The sequence below is a fragment of the Roseovarius sp. A-2 genome, from assembly GCF_002072155.1.
Taxonomy (GTDB): domain Bacteria; phylum Pseudomonadota; class Alphaproteobacteria; order Rhodobacterales; family Rhodobacteraceae; genus Roseovarius.
In genome coordinates, this window is record NZ_BDIY01000004.1 from 47,233 (window position 1) to 67,346 (window position 20,114).

Annotated in this window: 24 protein-coding genes; 7 read left to right on the forward strand and 17 right to left on the reverse strand. The window is 65.8% G+C overall.

Annotated elements, in window-relative coordinates; genetic code table 11:
- Nucleotides 1-12 precede the first annotated feature (12 nt).
- From BHD06_RS07445 to BHD06_RS24230, 9 genes are all read right to left on the reverse strand, one after another.
- The gene (locus tag BHD06_RS07445; protein ID WP_080456370.1) at nucleotides 13-1,782 is read right to left on the reverse strand and encodes an ABC transporter ATP-binding protein; all 1,770 of its coding nucleotides are present in this window, start codon (nucleotides 1,780-1,782) and stop codon (nucleotides 13-15) included.
- Nucleotides 1,779-2,720, reverse strand: a complete 942-nt coding sequence (locus BHD06_RS07450) for an acetamidase/formamidase family protein (RefSeq protein ID WP_080456527.1) — start codon at nucleotides 2,718-2,720, stop codon at nucleotides 1,779-1,781. The genes BHD06_RS07445 and BHD06_RS07450 overlap by 4 nt, the downstream gene beginning before the upstream one ends.
- Nucleotides 2,721-2,724: 4 nt before the next feature.
- Nucleotides 2,725-4,350, reverse strand: coding sequence for an ABC transporter substrate-binding protein (locus BHD06_RS07455; protein WP_080456371.1), 1,626 nt, complete (start codon nucleotides 4,348-4,350; stop codon nucleotides 2,725-2,727).
- Nucleotides 4,351-4,373: 23 nt separating this feature from the next.
- Entirely contained in the window at nucleotides 4,374-5,294 is a 921-nt protein-coding gene (locus BHD06_RS07460) for an ABC transporter permease (protein WP_080456372.1), read from the reverse strand.
- On the reverse strand, nucleotides 5,291-6,187 hold the full coding sequence (locus BHD06_RS07465) for an ABC transporter permease (RefSeq protein WP_080456373.1): 897 nt from the start codon (nucleotides 6,185-6,187) through the stop codon (nucleotides 5,291-5,293). Before BHD06_RS07465 ends, BHD06_RS07460 begins: the two co-directional genes overlap by 4 nt.
- Nucleotides 6,184-6,774: an ANTAR domain-containing response regulator gene (locus BHD06_RS07470; RefSeq protein ID WP_080456374.1), complete on the reverse strand. Its 591-nt coding sequence runs from the start codon at nucleotides 6,772-6,774 to the stop codon at nucleotides 6,184-6,186. The genes BHD06_RS07465 and BHD06_RS07470 overlap by 4 nt, the downstream gene beginning before the upstream one ends.
- Nucleotides 6,771-7,892 (reverse strand): transporter substrate-binding protein, encoded by a 1,122-nt coding sequence (locus BHD06_RS07475; protein ID WP_176214308.1) that lies wholly within the window; start codon nucleotides 7,890-7,892, stop codon nucleotides 6,771-6,773. The genes BHD06_RS07470 and BHD06_RS07475 overlap by 4 nt, the downstream gene beginning before the upstream one ends.
- A 319-nt stretch (nucleotides 7,893-8,211) precedes the next feature.
- Nucleotides 8,212-8,628 (reverse strand): Rrf2 family transcriptional regulator, encoded by a 417-nt coding sequence (locus tag BHD06_RS07480; protein WP_080456528.1) that lies wholly within the window; start codon nucleotides 8,626-8,628, stop codon nucleotides 8,212-8,214.
- A 201-nt stretch (nucleotides 8,629-8,829) separates the two neighbouring features.
- The gene (locus BHD06_RS24230) at nucleotides 8,830-9,228 is read right to left on the reverse strand and encodes a TRAP transporter large permease subunit (RefSeq protein ID WP_254892339.1); all 399 of its coding nucleotides are present in this window, start codon (nucleotides 9,226-9,228) and stop codon (nucleotides 8,830-8,832) included.
- 96 nt (nucleotides 9,229-9,324) lie between these two features.
- Between BHD06_RS24230 and BHD06_RS07490 the strand changes: the two genes are divergently transcribed.
- The 5 genes from BHD06_RS07490 to BHD06_RS07510 all read left to right on the forward strand — a co-directional run bounded on the left by BHD06_RS07490 (nucleotide 9,325) and on the right by BHD06_RS07510 (nucleotide 12,371).
- On the forward strand, nucleotides 9,325-9,825 hold the full coding sequence (locus BHD06_RS07490) for a LysR family substrate-binding domain-containing protein (protein ID WP_254892340.1): 501 nt from the start codon (nucleotides 9,325-9,327) through the stop codon (nucleotides 9,823-9,825).
- 383 nt (nucleotides 9,826-10,208) lie between these two features.
- On the forward strand, nucleotides 10,209-10,664 hold the full coding sequence (locus BHD06_RS07495) for a DUF3429 domain-containing protein (protein WP_080456376.1): 456 nt from the start codon (nucleotides 10,209-10,211) through the stop codon (nucleotides 10,662-10,664).
- Nucleotides 10,665-10,673: 9 nt separating this feature from the next.
- Nucleotides 10,674-11,291: a glutathione S-transferase family protein gene (locus BHD06_RS07500; protein ID WP_080456377.1), complete on the forward strand. Its 618-nt coding sequence runs from the start codon at nucleotides 10,674-10,676 to the stop codon at nucleotides 11,289-11,291.
- Nucleotides 11,284-11,751, forward strand: a complete 468-nt coding sequence (rnhA, locus tag BHD06_RS07505) for a ribonuclease HI (protein ID WP_080456378.1) — start codon at nucleotides 11,284-11,286, stop codon at nucleotides 11,749-11,751. The genes BHD06_RS07500 and rnhA overlap by 8 nt, the downstream gene beginning before the upstream one ends.
- Nucleotides 11,748-12,371, forward strand: a complete 624-nt coding sequence (locus tag BHD06_RS07510) for a trimeric intracellular cation channel family protein (RefSeq protein ID WP_080456379.1) — start codon at nucleotides 11,748-11,750, stop codon at nucleotides 12,369-12,371. The genes rnhA and BHD06_RS07510 overlap by 4 nt, the downstream gene beginning before the upstream one ends.
- 4 nt (nucleotides 12,372-12,375) lie before the next feature.
- Here BHD06_RS07510 and BHD06_RS07515 read toward each other — a convergent pair whose 3' ends face one another.
- Genes BHD06_RS07515 through def (BHD06_RS07535) form a run of 5 tightly spaced genes read right to left on the reverse strand, consistent with a single transcriptional unit; the run spans nucleotide 12,376 to nucleotide 14,842 of the window.
- Nucleotides 12,376-12,615, reverse strand: coding sequence for a GlsB/YeaQ/YmgE family stress response membrane protein (locus BHD06_RS07515; protein ID WP_080456380.1), 240 nt, complete (start codon nucleotides 12,613-12,615; stop codon nucleotides 12,376-12,378).
- Nucleotides 12,616-12,618: 3 nt separating this feature from the next.
- The gene (locus BHD06_RS07520) at nucleotides 12,619-12,861 is read right to left on the reverse strand and encodes a hypothetical protein (protein ID WP_080456381.1); all 243 of its coding nucleotides are present in this window, start codon (nucleotides 12,859-12,861) and stop codon (nucleotides 12,619-12,621) included.
- Between the two features lie 4 nt (nucleotides 12,862-12,865).
- Complete coding sequence (gene fmt / locus BHD06_RS07525) at nucleotides 12,866-13,774, reverse strand: methionyl-tRNA formyltransferase (protein WP_080456382.1); 909 nt, start codon at nucleotides 13,772-13,774, stop codon at nucleotides 12,866-12,868.
- Between the two features lie 58 nt (nucleotides 13,775-13,832).
- On the reverse strand, nucleotides 13,833-14,327 hold the full coding sequence (def, locus tag BHD06_RS07530; protein WP_080456383.1) for a peptide deformylase: 495 nt from the start codon (nucleotides 14,325-14,327) through the stop codon (nucleotides 13,833-13,835).
- Nucleotides 14,324-14,842: a peptide deformylase gene (gene def, locus BHD06_RS07535; RefSeq protein ID WP_080456384.1), complete on the reverse strand. Its 519-nt coding sequence runs from the start codon at nucleotides 14,840-14,842 to the stop codon at nucleotides 14,324-14,326. The genes def (BHD06_RS07530) and def (BHD06_RS07535) overlap by 4 nt, the downstream gene beginning before the upstream one ends.
- Nucleotides 14,843-14,938: 96 nt before the next feature.
- Between def (BHD06_RS07535) and BHD06_RS07540 the strand changes: the two genes are divergently transcribed.
- On the forward strand, nucleotides 14,939-16,108 hold the full coding sequence (locus tag BHD06_RS07540) for a MalY/PatB family protein (RefSeq protein ID WP_080456385.1): 1,170 nt from the start codon (nucleotides 14,939-14,941) through the stop codon (nucleotides 16,106-16,108).
- 80 nt (nucleotides 16,109-16,188) lie between these two features.
- Here BHD06_RS07540 and BHD06_RS07545 read toward each other — a convergent pair whose 3' ends face one another.
- Complete coding sequence (locus BHD06_RS07545; RefSeq protein WP_080456386.1) at nucleotides 16,189-16,941, reverse strand: EcsC family protein; 753 nt, start codon at nucleotides 16,939-16,941, stop codon at nucleotides 16,189-16,191.
- Between the two features lie 56 nt (nucleotides 16,942-16,997).
- Complete coding sequence (locus BHD06_RS07550) at nucleotides 16,998-17,480, reverse strand: GNAT family N-acetyltransferase (RefSeq protein ID WP_080456387.1); 483 nt, start codon at nucleotides 17,478-17,480, stop codon at nucleotides 16,998-17,000.
- 93 nt (nucleotides 17,481-17,573) lie between these two features.
- On the opposite strand from BHD06_RS07550, the gene BHD06_RS07555 reads away from it, so the two are divergent.
- On the forward strand, nucleotides 17,574-18,176 hold the full coding sequence (locus BHD06_RS07555) for a flavin reductase family protein (RefSeq protein ID WP_080456388.1): 603 nt from the start codon (nucleotides 17,574-17,576) through the stop codon (nucleotides 18,174-18,176).
- A gap of 268 nt (nucleotides 18,177-18,444) precedes the next feature.
- Here BHD06_RS07555 and BHD06_RS07560 read toward each other — a convergent pair whose 3' ends face one another.
- The gene (locus BHD06_RS07560) at nucleotides 18,445-20,109 is read right to left on the reverse strand and encodes an iron ABC transporter permease (protein WP_080456389.1); all 1,665 of its coding nucleotides are present in this window, start codon (nucleotides 20,107-20,109) and stop codon (nucleotides 18,445-18,447) included.
- Between the last annotated feature and the right edge of the window lie 5 nt (nucleotides 20,110-20,114).

Here is a 20,114-nt window from a genome sequence, read left to right on the forward strand (position 1 = left end):
GCGCGAGCCATCTCAGGACCACCCCGCGACGCGATGCCCGTCGGCCACCGGCGTGAGAGTTACGCGCCGCATTGTCGCATCAAGCGGCAACACCGGACTTGGAGCCTCGGGCGCGGGCGGAAGCAGCGCGCGCGCCCGCTGCGGATCGGGGACCGGCACAGCCGCGAGCAGCCGTTTCGTGTAGGGATGGCGCGGATCGTGTAGCACCGCGTCGCGCGGCCCCTCTTCCATCACCTGGCCGAGCCGCAGCACCATGACCCGGTCAGCCACTTGGTCGATCACCGCCATGTCATGGCTGATGAAGAGATAAGACAACCCGTCGGCGTCCTGCAATTCCTGCAACAGCTCCAGCACCTGCGCCTGCACCGAAACATCCAGCGCCGAGACGCTCTCATCCGCTACGATCACCCGGGGCGAGAGGCTCAGCGCCCGCGCGATGCAGACCCGCTGGCGCTGGCCGCCGGAAAACTCATGCGGATAGCGCGCCAGCATGTCGGCAGATAACCCGACGCGCCGGAACAGGAACTCGGCCCGGTCCATAAGCTCCGTCCCCTGCGCCAGACCATGCACCCGGAGCGGCTCGACCACCTGCTCGCCCACGGTCATGCGCGCGTCCAGCGAGGCACCAGGGTCTTGAAACACCATCTGGATCTTGCGCAGCACCGGCCGCATCGCCGCCCGCGACAGCCCCTTGGTCTGCTGGCCATCGATCCGCACCGAGCCGCCCCACGGCACCAGCCCCAGTAGCGCCTTGCCGATGGTCGATTTACCGGACCCAGATTCACCCACCAGCGCCAGCGTCTCTCCCGCCCCGATTCGGAACGAGACGCCTTCCACCGCATGCAACCGCGCCACGGTCCGGTTGAATATCCCGCCGGTCACGTCGAAGCGGACGCTCAGATCCTCGACCTCGACGATGCTTTGCGCGCCACCCTTCGGCGCGCGCGCGGGTGCCGCACCCAGCCGGGGCACGGCGGCCAGCAATTGCCGCGCATAGGCCGAGCGGGGCGCCGCGAAGATCTGCCCCACCGGGGCAATTTCTTCCGGCGTGCCCTCGCGCATGACGATGACGCGGTCAGCCATCTCGGCAACCACGCCCATGTCATGGGTGATCATCAGAACGGCGGTGCCGTGATCCGTTTGCAGCAAGCGAATCAGGTCCAGGATCTCGGCCTGCACCGTGACATCGAGCGCCGTGGTCGGCTCATCCGCGATCAGGATCTCGGGCTCACAGGCCAGCGCGATAGCGATCATCACGCGCTGGCGCATGCCGCCCGACAACTCGTGCGGATATTGCCCGAGCCGCCGTTCAGGATCGGTCAGTTGCAGGTCCTCAAGCAGCTTGAGCGCGCGCGCCGGGGCCTCGCCGCTAAGGCACATGTCATGCTCCAGCAACACCTCGCAGAGCTGTTGTTCGACAGTCATCAGCGGATTGAGCGAGGTCATCGGTTCCTGAAAGATCATCGAGATCCGCCGCGCCCGGATGGCACGGTAGGGCCGCTCGCCCAGACCCGCAAGCTCACGATCCCCCAGCCGGATGGAGCCGCCGGTAATCCGCGCCATCGGACGCGGCAAAAGGCCCATGATCGCCAGCGCCGTCATCGACTTGCCCGAGCCACTTTCCCCCGCGAGCGCCAGCGTCTCACCGGGAAAGAGATCGAACGACAGCCCGTCAAGCACAGTCTTGCCGCCCGCGCCGGTGGCCACCTGCACGGTCAGATCGCGGACCGAAAGGGCGGGGCGCGCATCCGCGCCCCGCCCGTTGACGGCATCAGGTGTCATTCGAAGACGATCCGCGGGAAGTAAAACGACACCACCCAGTTCGGCATGTCCACGATTTCCGAGATCCGCAGATCCCCCGCGACCGAACACAGCAGATAGGCATCCTCCGCCGAGAGCCCGTGCTGCCTGCCCAGCAGGTCGATCATGCCGGAAACCGCGTTGCGCGCGCCTTCCATCATGTCCGGGCCTATCCCCGTCGTGACCTCGTAACCCTTGGCATCGAGGTGACGGGTCACCGGCCCGGGCGTCGAGAAGCGCGGAAAGTCGAGCCGCTCCTGCTTGATCAGGTCGAGCGTTATCTCGACATCCATCGGGCTTTCGATGGCGGTGCCGCAGACCTCCCCGTCGCCCTGCGCGGCATGGGTATCGCCCACCGAGAACAGCGCGCCCGCGACCTCGACCGGCAGGTAGAGCACCGATCCGGCGGAAAGGTCGCGAATGTCGAGATTGCCGCCCATTCGGCGCGGCGGCACCACGGAATGCAACCCCGGCTCTGCCGGGGCGAGCCCGATGGTGCCGGTGAAAGGCTTGAGCGGCACGCGGGCGGTGTCGGAAAAGAGCGACGGGGCCAGCGTATCCGGATCATAGGACCAGACCTTGAGATGCGGATCGGTGAACTGATCCGCGAGCAGGCCGAAACCGGGGATATTGGCGGTCCAGCCAAAGCCGGAGGGGTGGAACTGCTCCAGCGTGATCTTCAGCACGTCCCCCGGTTCGGCCCCGTCGACATAGACGGGGCCGGTGACCGGGTTGATCTTGCTGAAATCGAGACCGGGCACATCGGCCGTGGTGCTGTCGCGGGTCAGTTGCCCGCCTGAACTGTCGAGACAGCGGAAATGCACCCGGCTGCCCGGTGCCACGGACTGCGCGGGCGGGAGCCCATGATCCCACCCGTGGTGATGGTGGCCATGGATCGTGTAGTCACAGGTCTTGCACATGAGCTCACTCACCCGTTGCGGCATGGATGTAATCGTAGTTCACCGGGATATGCACCGGGTCCACGAAGAGGCTGTCATCGCCCGCGACATTGCCCGAGACCAGCGTGAAGCGCTGCTCGTTGAACACCGGCACCCAGGGCGCGTCTTCCATGATATCGACATAGATCGACCGCCAGGCCGCCTCGCGCTCGGCGGTCTTGGCCGGGTCGGCCATCGCATCGGCGGCGCTGGCGCGGGCGTCGATCTCCTCGTTGCAGTACCACGACCAGTTCCAGCCCCCCGGCACCGCGCCCGCACAGCCCAGGATGGGGCCGTAGAAATTGGACGGGTCCGGGAAATCCGCGATCCAGGCCATGCCGCCCGACCAGATCATCGGGGCCTGATCGGCCTCGCCGCCCGCCGCGATCACATTGGATTGCGCGAGGCTGCGGATCTCGGCGGTGACACCGATCTCGGCCAGATCCTGCTGGATCGCCTGGGCGATGCGCGGGTTCGGGTCGACATTCATCACGTAAAGCTCGGTCGTAAATCCGTCGGCATGGCCCGCCTTGGCCAACAGGGCGCGGGCGGCCTCGGGATCGAAGGCATAGCCCTCGTAGTCGTCGGCATAGCCGGGCATGGTCGGCGGCAATGGCTGATTGGCGGGCACCGCGCGCCCGTTGATCATCTGCACGATTCGCGCCTTGTTGATCGCCATGTTGACGGCGCGGCGCACATCGACATTGTCGAACGGTGCCATGCGTGTGTTGAGCGTGATGTAGCCGGTATGCAACTGGCCGCCCTCGACCACGTTCTCGGCCTGCGCGGGGTTGTTCATCACCTGCAGGAACTGCGCCGGTGGGATACCATCGCCCGGCACATCCGCCTCGCCGCTTTGCAGGCGTAGCAGCGCGACCGTCGGATCGAGCCCGATATCGAAGGTCACCCGATCAAGCTTGGGCACACCGGCGCGGTGATAGTCCCCGAACCGCTCGAACACGAGCTGCTGGCCCGGGGTCCAGTCGGTGAGGCGGAACGCGCCCGAGCCCACCGGCTCGCGCCCGAAATCCTCGCCCGAGGCCTCCACCGCCTCGCGCGGAACGATCGAGGCGAAGTTGAGCGCCATGACATGGCTAAAGGTGGCGTCTGGCCGCGCCAGGGTGATGCGCACGGTCTTGTCGTCCAGCACCTCGACCCCGCTCAGCCCCTCACCCTCGCCCGCGTTCCACGTGTCGAACCCCGCGATCATCCCGAAGAATCCGGCACCGGGGCTGCGGGTTTCGGGGTTTGTCACCCGATCCAGCGAGTATTTCACGTCCTCGGCGGTGATCTCGCGCCCGTTATGGAACTTGATCCCGTCCTTCAGCACGAAGGTATGGGTCATGCCATCCCCGGAAATCGCGTGACTCGCCGCCAGTTCGTTGCGCAGCGTGGTGGTGCCGGGCTCATACCCCATCAACCCGTCGAACAGTGACTTGATCATCGACCAGTTCTGCCAGTCATAGCCGATCGCGGGATCGAGCGTGGCCACATCGTCCTGATAGGTCACGACCATCTCGCCGCCCTGCGGGGCGTCCTCGTTCACCTGTGCAAGCGCACCGCCCGCGACAAGAGCCAATCCGGCGACGCCGGCCATCAATGCGTTTTTCATCGGTCTTCTCTCCTCTGTCGGTTTCATTTTGTCTTGATGCGGGGATCGATCAGCGGGGCCACCAGATCGGCGAGCAGATTGCCGAGCACGATGGCCGTGGCCGAAACCATGGTGACGCCCATGATCACTGGAATGTCGACGCGCTGGATGGCCTGCCAGGCAAGCTGGCCGATCCCGGGCCATCCAAAGACGCTTTCGACAACGACAATGCCCGACATGAACAATCCGATGTCGATGCCGATCATGGCAATGATCGGCAGGATCGCATTGGGCATGACATGGCGGGCGATGATGCGCAGTTTCGACAGGCCCTTGGCCCGGGCGGTGCGCACGAAATCCTGTTCCAGAACGTCGATCATCGACGAACGCATCATGCGGCTGTACCAACCCGCCCCCAGGAACCCGAGGGTGATCGAAGGCAGCACCAGATGCGCGAAGGTGCCATAGCCGCCGATGGGCAGCCAGCCGAGTTGCACCGCAAAGACATAGAGCAGCAGGATGCCGATCACGAATTGCGGCGCCGAGATCGACACAAAACTGAAGATCATCAGCGAATGATCGGCAAAGCGGTTGCGGCGCAGCGCGGCAATGACCCCGATACTCAGCCCGAGAATCAGCTCGGTAACGATGGCCGAGACCATCAGCAGCAGGCTTGCGGGCAGGCGCGCGGCGATCAGATCCGCCACCTCGGCGCGTTGCAGGTAGGACCGGCCCATGTCGCCCTGCACGAGGTTGCCGAGATAGCGGAAATACTGCACGAAAAGCGGATCGTTGAGCCCCAGCTGGTCGCGGATATTGGCGACCGTCTCGGCGGTGGCCGAACGGCCCGCGATCTGCCGCGCCGGATCTGCGGGAATCAGGTAGAGCAGCACGAAGGTCACCAGCGTGATCCCGAGCAGGATCAGCGCGCTTTCAAGCAGCCGCCGGATCAGATAGCCGCTCATCCGTGCCGCCCCTTCAGTGTCGGGTCGAGCACATCGCGCAGCGCGTCGCCCACCAGATTGAAGGCCAGCGCCAGGAGCACGATCAGCAGGCCGGGAATGAACACCAGCCAGGGCGCGGTCGAGAAATAGGTCTGGTTCTCAAAGATGATGTTGCCCCAGCTTGGCATCGGCGGCTGCACCCCCACGCCGAGAAAACTCAGCGTCGCCTCGAGCAGCACCGTGGTCGAGATGCCGAGCGTGCCGAAGACGATGATCGACGACAGCAGGTGCGGCAGCAGGTGCTTGCCCAGGATACGCAGCGGTGACGAGCCGATGGCGCGCTGCACCTGGATGAATTCGCGCTCGGCAAGGCTGCGGGTCTCGGTATAGATCACCCGGCTCATCTGCACCCAGTTGACCATGGCGATCACCAGCGCGACGATCATCAGGCTGGGCTGAAAGATCGCCGCCAGCACGATGGCCAGAAGCAGCGCCGGAAACGCCATCATCAGATCGGTAAAGCGCATCAGGATCGCCGCCGTCCAGCCGCCGAAATACCCCGCCGCGATGCCCACGCCCGCGCCGAGAATGACCGCGATGCCGTTCGCCACCACCCCGATGATCAGCGAGGTGCGCGTGCCCAGAATCAGCCGCGACGCCAGATCGCGGCCCAGCAGATCGGTGCCCAACAGGTACTCGCCGCCCGGCGGCAACGGGCCGCCCATCAGATCGAGCCCGTCAAAGCTCTGCTCGAACGGATCATGCGGCATGATCCAGGGTGCAAGCACCGCACAAAGGACCATCACCACGATCACCGCCATGCCGAAGGCCGCGCGCGGGCGGCGCATCAACTCGCCCATGATGCGCCAAAACCGGCCCGGTGCGCGCGGTCTTAGGGTCTGTGCGTGGCTCATCTCGCCCGCCCCCGCGCGGTGCGCCCCTCAGCCAATAGCCGGATCGCGGCCTCCTCGAGCGTGATGCGTTCGACCATCGCCAGCGTGCGCAACTGCTTGAGCGCCAGCGCCTCGTCGCGCCCCTCTTCCATCAGCGCGAGCACCGCGCGAATCACGTCGAGCCGATGATGACTGCGGCGGGCAATGTCCGCCTCGCGGGCGCGCCGCACGGCTTTTTTCGCGAACACCTCATGCGCGATGACCATCGCCGAGAACAAATTACCCAGGCCCCCGACCGGCAGGTAGGCGTCCACCTCCTGCGCCAGTGCCCAGGCCAGACGACCGGGGCTTTCCGACCCGATCAGCCCGATCAGCGGCATCGGTGCCTCGGCGCGCGGCCAGGGCAGCATGGCGTCATCGGTCGTGTCGATATCGAGGATCACCATGTCGGCATCGCGCGCGCTCCGGATATCGAGCGCGTTCTTTTCCAGACAGGCGCGCACGCCCAAACGGTCGCAGCGCGCCCCGATCCGCTGGCCGATCTCCGGCGAGCGGTGCAGGACAAGCGCGGTCTGTCCGGAAAAGTTATGCACGGGTGCATGGCTCATTTCACGACCCTCAGCCTCCTTTGTGCCTGCGCGGCGGGGGCGGGCCGTCGCGCCGATCGCGCGGTCATGTAAGGATCGGCGGCCACCGGCGCACCGGCGCATTGCACGACATCGAACTGCCCTTTGCATGCGATGGCCAGCCGTGGTGTCAGCATTGCATGCCGTAGCACCGGGTCAATCGGCATCGGTCCCATGACGGTGGACACAGGCCCGTCCGTCGCCGCGCGGAACACCGCCGGGGGCGAATCGCTTCCGGCCCTCGCCACGGCGGCCGAAATGATCTCCACCGCGGCAAAGGAGGTCGCGAAGAACGACGAGACGCGGCCGTTCGGTGCGTGCCGCCGGGCCACATCGCGCAACGCCTCGTCGGCATTGGTCTCGAAGAAACTGCCCGCCGACAGCAGCCCATCCGCCGCTGGCCCGATCTCGGCGAGATCGGCCTCGGTCTGGTTGAAACTGACCACGCGGACCGGCGGGCAGTCTGACGTGCGACGCGCGGCCAGCCCCAGGAGGAAACTGGTATTCGACGGCCCGATCAGGCTGTCGATGACGCAATCAGCCTGTTGATCGCGGATTTCGTTGAAAATATGCGCCGGCGTGTCCGCCCCGAGCGGCACATGACGTTCGCCCACCACTTCGATCCCGCGATCCATCAGGCATTCGCGCGCCAGCCGCAGGGTTTCCCAGCCCCAGACGTAATTCGATCCGACGAGAAAGGCGCGGCGCAGGCCCTGAGCCGCGATCCAGTCGGCCACAGGAACCACATGATGGTTCGGCGAAGCGCCGAGATAGACGACATGATCGTTGCTCTCGAACCCCTCATAAGGGCAGGGATACCACAGCAGCCCGCCATGCCGTTCGAGCAGCGGAATCATCTCCTTCCGGCTCCAGGAGGTGATCGCCCCGACGATATGCCGGACCCCGCTTTCCAGCATCTCGCGCGTCATCCGCTCATAAGCGGCCAGATCGCCACCGGGGTCAGCGATCACCGGCGTGATCGGCGCTGCACCGTGCCGCGCAAGGCGCTCGATGGCACCGAGCGCGCCCGCAAGCGCGCTTTGCCCGAGCGCGCCGTAACTGCCGGTCGTGGAAAAGACGAGACCCAAACGCAGTGTCACGATGACACCCTTTCCATAAAAAAACCCCGTCCCTCTGAATGAGGAAAAACGGGGCTCGATTGCCGATGGCTTTAGTTGCCAATGTGCTGACAGCTTGCGGGATCTGCGCCGCCCTGTCCAGTGTGTCGATGCCGATTCACCAAGCAGAACCCCGGATCTGACTGAAAATTGAGCAAAAATGGCGCGGGTAACGCGCATGATCCTCGCCGAAGTCGATCGGAATGTTCCAGGGCATTCACCCCGTCCCTTGCATCCAGCGCCCGGGGCCAGCACTGCCATCGGAAAACAGGATGGCAGTCGCCCTGCCTCGACCCCGAAGTTACTCTGCGGCTGAGGGGACGAGTGCGATGTCGGCGAGTGTGGAGCGGTCGAGATCGGCGAGAAAAGTTGCCTCCGCCGCGCGCAGCCGGGTCTTGAGCCTGCAACGGCCATCGAGAGTGCAAGCCCCGCCACCTTCGCTCAGGCACTCGACCAGGGATTGCCCGTCTTCCAGCACGCGCACGACAGCGCCGAGCCGAATCTCGTCCGCCGGTCGGGCCAGCAAAGCCCCGCCTCCGCCGCCGCGACGCGTCGTGATCAGCCCGGCGCGGGCAAGGCGCTGCATGATCTTGGCCAGATGATTTCGCGACAATCCGAATTCTTCCGAAAGCTCGGCAGTCGAGAACGAGTGCGACGGCGCACCCGCCATCCGCATCAACATGCGTAAGCCGTAATCGGTGAAAGAGGTGAGACGCATGATCGCTGGTTCCTCTGCCTTATGCAACTTCACAATACCAGTTAACATGATCGGCACCAGCAATAACACTGTCGCAGCCATGTCGCGGGGCGACAGCTCTTGACGCGGGATCGAGACACGATCCGTCACGCGCCCCCGCCACGGTGACGGGCAGTCAGATTGCGACACATTCGAATAGGGCCAACAGGTTCGTTCCGGTCACTACGGTCCCGTCAGTTTCCGGTGCAGACAATTCTCCAACAGGCGCGAGACATCATTGTCGAACCCGTTCCACGGCAAGCTGCCACAGCATGTGATCGAACCGACCGAAAAGACCGAGCCGCCCCTTTGCAGGTCGAAACAGATCAGATCCGCATGTTTTGTGTCTTCCTTGGTTCCGCCGGTCAGGAACCCGATTTCGCAGGTCATGACGGTGAAGATGCCGAACACCACCGGATCGACGCCGAGGCTGGTCACCAGCGGAAAGAACACCGCCGTAAAGATGATGATCTGCCGGATGCTCGCCAGCGGGAACGGCTCGGACGCCGTCCAAGCCGCCTGCGCCATCAGCGTCAGGGCGATATCGGCGATCAAGACGCCCGCCTTGGCGGCCGCCCGCATCACGGCGTCTCAACTTCAGGAGTTGCGGGACGACAAGCTCGATATCGGATTTGTCATCAGGCCGGTGCGTCAGCCGGGGGGGGGCACAGCCGCGTTGTGCAGGCCGACCGTCCCATCTGCATCGTGCCGGAGGGTCGCCGGCTAGCCTCGCGCGCCTCGGTTACGCTTGCGAATCTGGCGGATGAGGATTTCGAGCACGGCCCCGCCGAGGCCTGGGCATATTTCTACGATTACCTGTTTTCGCTGTGCCGCAAGGCGGGCTTTCAGCCGCACATCGTCCAGGAGGCATGCGATTCCATCGGCATTCCCGGTCTGGTCTCCTGCGGGATGGGCATCACCATCCTGACCGAAAGCATCTGCAATGTCGCGACTGGGCGGCTGGTGCCCTTGCCGATCAGCGACATCGCCGAGGTCATGGTGACGGAAGCGGTCTGGGCTTCCGAAAACCTGCGGCTCCCGACACAGCACTTCGTCGATGTTCTGGAGACCCATGACGGGCATCGAGGGAAGCACCCGTCGCAGGAGCTGCAGGCCAATTGGCCCCGACCCGTCATAGACGTCCGGAAACGCCCCGCTTCGGGGCGTGCTGTGCGGTGACAGTCGGACAAGCCGCCACCGCGCAGGAGACTGCCGCGTTCAGAATGCGACGTGGGGTCGCGCGTGGCCGAATCGCGCGTGCGTCGTGTCGGATGGCGGATGAGAGCCCAACGTGTGCATGACGGCACGGTGGAGCGGTCGGCAATGTTGGCCTTGAGCGGACCTTGGCCCTTATGCCTCTGCGCGGAATCAAGGCCGTAAGGCCGCCGCGCATCGCCGTGCCGCCCCCGGCGCGGCGATGCACGGCCCAGTCCAACTGACCGCTTCAGGCCATCATCAAACGCAAGGATATTTCGGCAATCGACCGCAAACTCTGCATCGCAACCACACCAGACGCCCCATCTGCCCTTGCTAACCCCGCGCCACCGCGCCAATTTGCGGCCATGTTCCAGACCATCCCGCGCGCCCCGCTGATACTTGGCCTTGCCGGTCTCCTGCCCTTTCTCTGGGGGGCGCTGACCGTGCTTCTCCCCGAACTCGGCCTGTGGACGGCGCAGACCGTCGGCCCGCGCTTTGCCGGGCCTTACGTGATGCTTTTTTATGGCTCGGTGGTCCTCTCGTTCATGTCCGGCGTGCTCTGGGGGTTTGCCACAAAGGCCACTGGCCTCCTCGCCACCACCGGCTACGCGCTCTCGGTGATCCCCGCGCTCTGGGCGTTCTTCATGACCGGCGGCGGGCCGGTCTCGGCGGGGACGAGCCTGATCTTCGGCTTTGCCGGGCTGTTGGCCCTGGATCTGCAATTCGCCCGCTGGGGTCTTGCGCCCGCATGGTGGATGCCGCTACGGCTCTTGCTCAGCGCCGTGGTGATCGCGTGCCTCGCGGTCGGCGTCTTTATCTGAGGGCCAAACATGAACGATCTGACGCTCTATTCGATGCCCTCCTCGGGCAACAGCTACAAGGTGCGGCTCTTGCTGGCGCTCGAAGGGCGGGCCTATACTCATGTGCCGATCGAGACCAACACCCCCGAACTGACCGAGGCCAAGGCGGCGGGGCATCTGCCACTCGGCAAGCTGCCCGCGCTGCATCTGGGGGGTGGCACGATCCTGACGGAATCGAACGCGATTCTTTGGTATCTGGGTGCGAGCACTGGCTGGGTGCCCGAGGATGCGCTGGAACAGGCGCAGATGCTCGCCTGGATGTTCTTCGAGCAGAACCGGCACGAGCCGGTCGTCGCCATGCGCGCCTCGCTCGCGACCTATCCGCATCTGGCACATGAGGCCACGCCCGAGCGTATGGCCGAATTGCTGGATCAGGGCCACGCGATCCTTGCGCTTATGGAAGAAGCGCTCGATGGGCAGGACTGGTTCTGCGGCCCCTCCCCCACGCTCGCCGATATCGCGCTTTATGCCTACACCCACACCGCCGGAACGCGCGGCGGCTTTGACATGGGCCGCTTTCCGCGCCTCACCGCGTGGTGCGCCCGCGTGGCAGCGCTACCGGGTTACGTTGGGCTCACGGATGGCTGATCTCTTCGCCTATACCGACGGTGCCTGCTCGGGCAATCCCGGCCCGGGCGGTTGGGGCGTTCTGATGCGCGCCATGGCAGGCGATGCCATCGTCAAGGAACGCGAGCTTTCGGGCGGCGAGGCCGACACCACCAATAACCGGATGGAGCTTCTGGCGGCGATCCATGCGCTGGAGGCGCTCTCGAAACCCTCGGCCATCACCATCGTCACCGACAGCGCCTATGTGAAGAACGGAATCACCGGCTGGATGCATGGCTGGAAGCGCAACGGCTGGAAAACCGCCGCCAAGAAACCGGTCAAGAATGTCGAGCTGTGGCAGCGTCTGGACGAGGCGCAGAAACGCCACGACGTGACCTGGCAATGGGTCAAGGGCCACGCGGGCCACCCCGAGAACGAGCGCGCGGATGAGCTTGCCCGCGCGGGTATGGCCCCGTTCAAGCCGGGCAAAGCCGGGGTATGAGCGCGCTCATCCTGCTCGATTACGCCTCGGTGCTGATCTTTGCGCTGACCGGCGCGCTCGTCGCCTCGCGCCAGCAACTGGATATCGTGGGCTTTGCCTTTCTCGCGTGCCTGACGGCGGTGGGCGGCGGCACGCTGCGCGACGTATTGCTGGATCGCAACCCGGTGTTCTGGATGGGCAATGCCGATTACATCCTGATCGCCTGCGCCGCGGCGCTCACGGTCTTTTTCACCGCCCATCTGGTCGAGAGCCGCTATCGCTGGCTCCTGTGGCTCGACAGTTTCGCCCTCGCCGTCGCTGTGCCCGCGGGTGTCAGCGCGGCCATGGCGATGCGCCAGACCGAGGTAATCGTGGTGCTGATGGGCATGGTCACCGGCTGCATGGGCGGGCTGATGCGCGACGTGGTGGTGGGCGAGGTCCCGCTGGTGCTGAAACAGGGCGAACTTTATGTCTCGGCGGCTTTCGCCGGCGCGCTCGGGGCGGTGGTGGCGGCGCGCGTCACCGACGACCTGCTCGTGATCCTTTGCATCTGCGCCGCGCTCACATGGGCCCTGCGCGCAGGCTCGCTCGCCTTCGGCTGGCGACTGCCGGTCTACCGCGCGCGCCCGCCACGCATGTAAGGCGTCACTTGCGACCCAGATACATCCGGTACAACCAGATCAGCAGTAACGAGCCCAGCACCGCGCCGATCAGCCCCCCCAACAGCCCGGTCACCATCAGCAACACCCGGATCACAACCCCGCCAATGAGCGCCCCCGCAATGCCGATCATCACGGTCTGCACCACCCCGGCCTCGATCCGCATCAGCCGGGTCGCGAGGAACCCCGCCGCCGCCCCGATGATGATCAGATAGACCACGCCCATGACTTACCTCCGCTTGCGCCAATGGGTCGGCACGATGATCAATGCCCCGACCGAGGACAGTATCGCATCAATCCCAGGCGCGCCAAAGCGGATGCCGAACATGATGCGGATGAAATAGAACAGGAACGCGCCGCCAATGCAGATGATAATCGACGGGAGATAGCCGTTGCGGGTAAAGCCGCTTTTCTCGCTGACATAGCCGACGATGCCCGCGATCACCACCGTGCCGAAAAGTTGCAGGAACATCGCGTCACTCCAATCGGCTGCCGCGCGGCCATGCCATGCCACGCAGGAACTCGGGCCCATCCTGCGCCGCACGGCCCGCGCGTTGCAAGCGCAAAAGCCGCACCGCGCCCCGCCCGCAGGCAACCGTTGCCGCATCGTCCAGCACCTCGCCCGGCGCGCCCTCTCCCTCGGCCACGCGCGCGGCCAGCAGCTTCACCCGCTCCTCGCCCGCCATGCACCAGGCACCGGGAAAGGGCGACAGGCCGCGAATGCGACGGTCCACCTCCTGCGCGTCAAGGCTCCAGTCCACCCGCGCCTCGGCCTTGTCGATCTTGGCGGCATAGGTCACGCCCGCCTCGGGCTGCGGTTGCGGCGTCAACCCGTCCAGCCGCTCCAGCGCCTCGACAATCAGCTTTGCCCCCAACCCCGACAGCCGGTCATGCAACTGCCCCGTGGTCTCGGCCTCGCCGATCTGCACCGGCGCGCGCAGCAGCACCGGCCCGGTATCGAGCCCCGCCTCCATCCGCATGATGCAGATGCCGGTCTCGGTATCACCCGCCATGATCGCGCGGTGAATGGGGGCTGCCCCGCGCCAGCGCGGCAGGAGGCTTGCGTGGATATTCAGGCACCCCTTGGCGGGCGCATCCAGCACCGCCTGCGGCAGAATGAGGCCATAAGCCACCACCACCGCCACATCCGCCCCAAGGGCCGCAACTGCCGCCTGTTCCGCTGCTCCCTTCAGGCTCACCGGGTGGCGCACGGTCATGCCCAACGCCTCGGCCCGCGCCTGCACTGGGCCGGGACGGTCCTTCTTGCCCCGTCCCGCCGGGCGCGGCGGCTGGCAATAGACGGCCACCACCTCGTGCCCGGCCTCGACCAGCGCATCGAGCACCGGCACCGAGAAATCGGGCGTTCCCATGAAAATCACGCGCATCCTGCCCCCTTCACCGTTCCCAAAATACTCAAATCCGACCGCGCCACAGGCGATGCGCTCAGACCCTCTTGCGCGCCCGCCTCAGCAGCATGTCCCGCTTGACCCGGCCCAGCCGGTCGAAATACATCCGCCCCTGCAAATGGTCGATCTGGTGTTGCACGGACGTGGCCCATAACCCCACGAAATCGCGCTCCTCGACCTCGCCGTTCTCATTGAGAAACCGCACCGTCACCGCGCGTGGCCGCACGATCACCGCCGAGACGCCGGGCAGGCAGGGGCTGGCCTCCTGATGCTCGCGCAAATGCACGCTGGCATGCAACACCTCGGGATTGGCCATGCGCACCGCCTGACCGCGTGCGTCGCTCGCATCGACCACCGCCAGCGCCTGCATCTCGCCCAGTTGGGTTGCGGCGAGGCCCACGCCCGGCATCGCTTCCATCACCGCAATCATCTCGTCCCACAGGCGATGCGTGTCCTCGGTGATCTCCGGCACCGGCGCGGCGGGCGTTCTAAGCCGACGGTCGGGCCAGCGCAAGACAGACCGCAGGCTCACGCGCGCGCCTGCTCGCGCTTGAGCTTTTGCATGCGCCGGGTGATCATCTGCCGTCGCATCGCGCCGAGGTAGTCGATGAAGAGCTTGCCGTTCAGGTGGTCGATCTCATGCTGCACGCAGGTCGCCCAGAGCCCGTCGAAGGTCTCGTTCTGTTCGTTGCCGTTCCGGTCGATCCAGCGCACATCGACCAGTTTGGGCCGCGTCACCTCGGCATATTGGTCGGGGATCGACAGGCAGCCCTCCTCATAGGTGTTGGTTTCGTCCGACGACGCCACCACGTCGGGGTTGAACATCACCAGCGGGCGCGGCGCCTCGCCCTCGTCCTTGACGCAGTCGAGCACGATCAGGCGGCGCGTCACGCCGACCTGCGGCGCGGCAAGGCCAATGCCCGGCGCGTCATACATGGTTTCCAGCATGTCGTCGGCCAACTGGCGCAGATCGTCGCTGAGATCGGAGACAGGCGTGCAGACCTTTTTCAGGCGCGGGTCGGGGTGGATCAGGATCGGGCGTTTCATGGCGCTTGACTTAGGCGATCGGCGCACAATCCGCAACGGTCTTGCGCCCGGCGTGCATTCGTCTAGCCTGCGCCGCGACATCCCAAGGAGAGCCCCATGAATTTCGACGAGATCATCGACCGCCGCGGCACCCATTCCGACAAGTGGGACATGATGCAAACCAAATACGGTATCTCACCGCAGGACGGGATCGCGATGTGGGTGGCCGACATGGATTTCCGCCCGCCCGCCTGCGTGACCAAGGCGATTGAGGGCATGGCCCGGCACGGCATCTACGGCTATTACGGCGATGACCGGGGCTACCGCGCCGCGATCCAGTGGTGGATGGCCGAGCGGCATGGCTGGCAGATAGAGCCAGAGTGGATCTTCACCACACATGGTCTGGTGAACGGCACCGCGATGTGCGTCGATACCTATACCGAGCCGGGCGATGCCGTGGTGCTCTTCACGCCCGTCTACCACGCCTTTGCGCGGGTGATCAACGCCGCCGGGCGCGAGGTGCGGGAATGCCCGCTGGTCAACCACGGTGGCCGTTACGAGATGGATTTCGCCGCCTATGACGCCCAGATGACCGGCAATGAACGGATGCTGATCCTGTGCTCGCCGCATAACCCAGGCGGTCGGGTCTGGAGCCACGCCGAATTGCAGGGCGTCGCCGATTTCGCCCGAAGGCACGATCTGATCCTCGTCTCGGACGAGATCCATCACGATCTGGTCATGCCCGGCCACCGCCATATCCCGATGGCGCATATCGAGGGCACTAGCGACCGGCTGGTGATGATGACCGCCACCACCAAGACATTCAACATCGCGGGCGCGCATCTGGGCAATGTGATCATCGCCGATGACGCGCTGCGCGCGCGCTTTGCCACGCGGATGGCGGCGATGGGGCTGTCGCCCAATTCCTTCGGCCTCTCCATGGCCGAGGCCGCCTATTCCCCCGAGGGCGCGGCCTGGGTCGATGCGCTCTGCGCCTATCTCGACGGGACACGAACGATATTCGACGCGGGCATGAACGCCATTCCCGGCGTCAAATCCATGCCGCTGGAGGCCACCTATCTGGCATGGGTGGATTTCTCCGGTACGGGCATGGAGGCCGCCGAATTCACCCGCCGGGTGGAACAGGAGGCGCGCATCTGCGTCAATCATGGCCCCACATTCGGCACCGGCGGCGAAACCTTCCTTCGGTTCAACATCGCCACCCCCCGCGCGCGCGTGGCCGAGGCGGTGGAGCGCTTGCAGGCGGCGTTTGCGGACTTGCAGTAGGGGTTTGCTCGGTCATCCTCGGGCGTGACCCGAGGATCTCTTGACCGCCCCCCCGGGTCACGCCCAGGGATAATGCCGCTCTATCGCCCTGCCCTTTCGCGAAACGCCAGAACCAACTCTTGCGGGTCGCGGTCGGCGTCAATGGCGAGGCGGCGCAGCCCGAAATGCACATGCGCCATATCCTGATAATACCGCGTATAGGCGTAATTCGTCGCCGCCCCGGCTGCCGCGCCCAGCACCGGCACGGTCTGCGCCGCCAGCTTCTGGCCCAGCACCGCCGCCAGACGCGGCGCGACCCGCGCGATCAGCGCACGCATAGCGACCCCGGTCAGCGTCACCCGCGTGCCGATGAATCCCAGGTTGGCCCCGTCATCCTCAGACAGCGGGCCTGCGGCCCCGAACACCTCGATGGAATCGAACCGCACGCCCGGCTCGGACGGATCGAACCCGTGCTCGCTCGCCACGTCCTGAATCGCGCGCAACAGGATCGTCGTGGTCGCGGGTAGTTCCGCCAGTGCCGTCGGCAACCCGCCAAAACCGCCCGCGGCACCCATCGCCGTGGTCAGCGCCCGGATGCGCCAGGCTGGCCCGTCACCCACTACCTCACGCGAACGATGCGCGGCCTCGGCGGCATGGCGCAGCGCCTCTTCGGTGGCGGAGTTGAGCCGCATGCGCACGGACGGTGGCAGGCGGTCCAGAAACCCCTCGGCCTGCCCGCCAATGAGGTTGAGCACATCCATCACGGAATTGCCGGCCTGCGCGTTGCGCTGCACAAGCGCATCAAGCCGTGCCTCGGTCGTGGTCTCGTCTATCGGTCGGCCCAGAAGTTCCATCGCCCTGCCCTGTCAGCTCTCTCAATGGATCAAGCTGCGCATGGCCTGCGAAAAAATCAAGCGGCGCGCGTCACCTCTCCGCGCACACCCTCCCACGCGCCGGGCTGCAGGGCCAGCCCGAGAACGCGCTCTGGATTGGTGGGCGGCGGCATCACGACGCCGTCCAGCCGGGCAAAGCCAAACCGACCGTAATAGGGCGCATCCCCCACCAGCATCGCGCGCGGCCAACCTGCCGCCCGCGCCCGCTCCACGCTGTCGCGAATAAGCCAGGCGCCCAGGCCCTCGCCCTGATGGGTGGGATGCACCGCCACAGGGCCCAGCAGCAGCGCGCGCGCGGCCCCCACGCACACCGGCCAATAGCGGATCGCGCCCGCGATAATCCCGTCCTCGCGCGCCACAAGGCATAGATCAGCGACCGGCGGCACCCCGTTACGCAGCCGGTAGGACGACAACGCCTCGCGCCCCGGCGCGAAACACAGGTCATAGAGCGCCTCGACCTCCCAATGATCTTCTGGCCGCTCGGGCCGCAAGTCCAACATGGCGCGCCATACCTTCGCGAATATCGACTGGCAAAGCGCGTAGCACGGCGTTACGGCTGGCACAAACCGGATCACCCCGAGAGGAGAGGCGCGATGTTCTACAAACCTGAGGATGGCCACAACCTGCCGCATAATCCCTTCAACGCGATCGTCACCCCCCGCCCCATCGGCTGGATCTCGACCCGCGATGCGCAAGGCCATGACAACCTCGCGCCGTACTCGTTCTTCAACGCGGTGGCCTATGTCCCGCCGCAGGTGATGTTCGCCTCGACCTCGGCCAAGCCCGACCGCGACGGCACCAAGGACAGCGTTGCCAATATCCGCGACACCGGCGTGTTCTGCGTCAATATCGTCAGCGATGCACTGCGCGACGCGATGAACCAAACCTCCGGGCCATGGGGGCGCGAGGTGGACGAGTTCGCCGATGCCGGGCTGGAGAAAGCCGCCTGCGAAACGGTGGACTGCGCGCGCGTGGCCGCGAGCCCCGCCAACCTCGAATGCAAGCTCACGCAGATCGTGCAACTGCCCGGCGAGGCGAATTTCGTGGTCTTCGGCGAGGTCACCGGCGTGCATATGCGCGATGACTGCATGGTGGATGGCCTCTTTGATGTCACCCGCTTCAACCCGCTGACACGGCTGGGCTATCAGGACTACTCGGTGATCCGCGAGACCTTCAGCCTGAAACGCCCGCAATAGGGGGGTCAGGGTCCGGTCGGCGGCGACGCGATTGGCCTTGAGCCGACCTTGGTTTGACAGACCCGGCGCGGAACAAGGCCGGAGGCCGCCGCGCCATCGCCAGGCCGCCCCCACGGACTGGCGATTTGTCTAAGTTCGCGCGCCAATCAGAGTTATTCGGATTTGGCAGACATAAAGTGCCCTGAAACAGCGTAAGATCACCAGTCCGCGGCCTGGCAATGGCGCGGCTCACAGCAACGACAGCTTCAGGCCAAATACGTCCAAGTCCCTACCCTGGCGCAATCGCCGTGCCCAGCTTGGCCGCGCGGCGCCCCGTGCTCTCGCGTCCCAGCGTCCGGCACAAGATCAGCACCGGCACCAGCCCGAACGCCACCAGCACCAGTGAGGGCACCGCCGCCTCCGAAAGCCGCTCATCGGCGGCCAGCCGATGCGCCTGCACCGCCAATGTCTGAAAGTTGAACGGGTGCAGGATCAGCGTCGCGGGCAGTTCCTTCATCACGTCGACGAAGACGATCAGCAGCGCGGTGAGCACCGAGGTCCGCGCCACTGGCAGATGCACCCGCGTCAGCAGCTTCGGCCCCGGCTGCCCGAGCGAGCGCCCGATTGCGTCGAGATGCCCCGGCACCGTCGCCATGCCGCTGTCATAGGCGTTGAGCGCGGCGGCCATGAACCGCACCACATAGGCCATCACCATCAGCCAGATCGACCCGGTCAGCAACAGCCCGGTGCGGATGCCGAAAACCTCCTGCATGAACGCATCGAGCGCGTTGTCGAACGCCGCCATCGGCACCATCAGCCCGACCGCGATCACCCCGCCCGGCACGGCATAGCCAAGCCCCGCACCCACCACCAGCCAGCGCGAGGCACGTCCGGGCCGGGTGCGCGCACGAAATCCCACGAGGATCGCCCCCAACACCGTCAGCACGGCGGCGACACTGGCTAGCGTCACCGAATTGGTCATGAACCCGATGTAACGCGGCGAGAAAAAATCCTGACCCGAGTCGACCGCCATCACTCCCAGCATGACCACCGGAATGACGAAACCCAGAAGCACCGGCAGAAAGCAGAGCGTGAACGCCCCCCAACCGGCGGCCCCGCGCAGTTCGGGACGCTCCATGGTCTCGAACCGCGCGCCGCGCCCGGCGGTGCGCGCGCGGCCCCGGCTTGCGCGTTCCAGCCCCGCCAGCAAAAGCGCGAATGTCAGCAGGCAAAGCGCCAGCTGCGCGGCCGCCGCGCGGTCGCCCAGGCTGAACCACGCCTGATAGATACCTGTGGCAAAGGTCTGCACGTTGAAGAACGCGACGGTGCCGTAATCGGCGATCGTCTCCATGATCGCCAGCAATGCGCCGCCGGCGATGGCCGGGCGCGCCATCGGCAGCGCCACCCGCCAGAACGCCCGCATCGGCGTGCGCCCCAGCGTGCGCGCCACCAGAAACGCATTGGCCGATTGCTGCCGGAACGAGGCGCGCGCCAGCAGGTAGACGTAAGGATAAAGCACGATTGTCAGCATCAGCGCCGCGCCGCCAAGGCTGCGCACCTCCGGAAACCAGTAATCGCGCGGCCCCCATCCCGTGAGGGCGCGCAGCGCGGTCTGCACCGGGCCGGGATGATCCAGCATATGGGTATAGGCATAGGCCATCACATAGGCGGGAAAGGCCAGCGGCAGCGCCAGCGCCACCTCCAGAAGCCGCACCCCGGGAAAGCGGTAAACCGTCACCAGCCACGCCGTGATCGACCCGATCACCGCCGTGCTGATCCCGACGATCACCACCAGCGTCAGCGTCGTCGCCGTATAGCGCGGCAAAACCGACGAGAGCACGTCGCGCCATGTCTGCAGATCGCCGGTAAGGGCCGCCAGCCCGGCGGCCAGGATCGGGGCCACGCAAAGCACGACCACGATCCAGGCGAGGCGGTGCAACAGGGTTTCACTCATGGGCG

What these genes read in the sequence shown, in the direction of transcription:
- BHD06_RS07450 (WP_080456527.1), bottom strand. Translation starts at nt 2,720, where the DNA reads ATGTGCAAGACCTGTGACTACACGATCCATGGCCACCATCACCACGGG.
- BHD06_RS07460 (WP_080456372.1), bottom strand. Translation starts at nt 5,294, where the DNA reads ATGAGCGGCTATCTGATCCGGCGGCTGCTTGAAAGCGCGCTGATCCTG.
- def (WP_080456384.1), bottom strand. Translation starts at nt 14,842, where the DNA reads ATGAAACGCCCGATCCTGATCCACCCCGACCCGCGCCTGAAAAAGGTC.
- BHD06_RS07510 (WP_080456379.1), top strand. Translation starts at nt 11,748, where the DNA reads ATGAGCGCGCTCATCCTGCTCGATTACGCCTCGGTGCTGATCTTTGCG.
- BHD06_RS07560 (WP_080456389.1), bottom strand. Translation starts at nt 20,109, where the DNA reads ATGAGTGAAACCCTGTTGCACCGCCTCGCCTGGATCGTGGTCGTGCTT.
- BHD06_RS07480 (WP_080456528.1), bottom strand. Translation starts at nt 8,628, where the DNA reads ATGCGTCTCACCTCTTTCACCGATTACGGCTTACGCATGTTGATGCGG.
- BHD06_RS07500 (WP_080456377.1), top strand. Translation starts at nt 10,674, where the DNA reads ATGAACGATCTGACGCTCTATTCGATGCCCTCCTCGGGCAACAGCTAC.
- BHD06_RS07470 (WP_080456374.1), bottom strand. Translation starts at nt 6,774, where the DNA reads ATGAGCCATGCACCCGTGCATAACTTTTCCGGACAGACCGCGCTTGTC.
- BHD06_RS07495 (WP_080456376.1), top strand. Translation starts at nt 10,209, where the DNA reads ATGTTCCAGACCATCCCGCGCGCCCCGCTGATACTTGGCCTTGCCGGT.
- rnhA (WP_080456378.1), top strand. Translation starts at nt 11,284, where the DNA reads ATGGCTGATCTCTTCGCCTATACCGACGGTGCCTGCTCGGGCAATCCC.
- BHD06_RS07465 (WP_080456373.1), bottom strand. Translation starts at nt 6,187, where the DNA reads ATGAGCCACGCACAGACCCTAAGACCGCGCGCACCGGGCCGGTTTTGG.
- BHD06_RS07445 (WP_080456370.1), bottom strand. Translation starts at nt 1,782, where the DNA reads ATGACACCTGATGCCGTCAACGGGCGGGGCGCGGATGCGCGCCCCGCC.
- BHD06_RS07545 (WP_080456386.1), bottom strand. Translation starts at nt 16,941, where the DNA reads ATGGAACTTCTGGGCCGACCGATAGACGAGACCACGACCGAGGCACGG.
- BHD06_RS24230 (WP_254892339.1), bottom strand. Translation starts at nt 9,228, where the DNA reads ATGCGGGCGGCCGCCAAGGCGGGCGTCTTGATCGCCGATATCGCCCTG.
- BHD06_RS07550 (WP_080456387.1), bottom strand. Translation starts at nt 17,480, where the DNA reads ATGTTGGACTTGCGGCCCGAGCGGCCAGAAGATCATTGGGAGGTCGAG.
- fmt (WP_080456382.1), bottom strand. Translation starts at nt 13,774, where the DNA reads ATGCGCGTGATTTTCATGGGAACGCCCGATTTCTCGGTGCCGGTGCTC.
- BHD06_RS07520 (WP_080456381.1), bottom strand. Translation starts at nt 12,861, where the DNA reads ATGTTCCTGCAACTTTTCGGCACGGTGGTGATCGCGGGCATCGTCGGC.
- BHD06_RS07515 (WP_080456380.1), bottom strand. Translation starts at nt 12,615, where the DNA reads ATGGGCGTGGTCTATCTGATCATCATCGGGGCGGCGGCGGGGTTCCTC.
- BHD06_RS07555 (WP_080456388.1), top strand. Translation starts at nt 17,574, where the DNA reads ATGTTCTACAAACCTGAGGATGGCCACAACCTGCCGCATAATCCCTTC.
- BHD06_RS07540 (WP_080456385.1), top strand. Translation starts at nt 14,939, where the DNA reads ATGAATTTCGACGAGATCATCGACCGCCGCGGCACCCATTCCGACAAG.
- BHD06_RS07455 (WP_080456371.1), bottom strand. Translation starts at nt 4,350, where the DNA reads ATGAAAAACGCATTGATGGCCGGCGTCGCCGGATTGGCTCTTGTCGCG.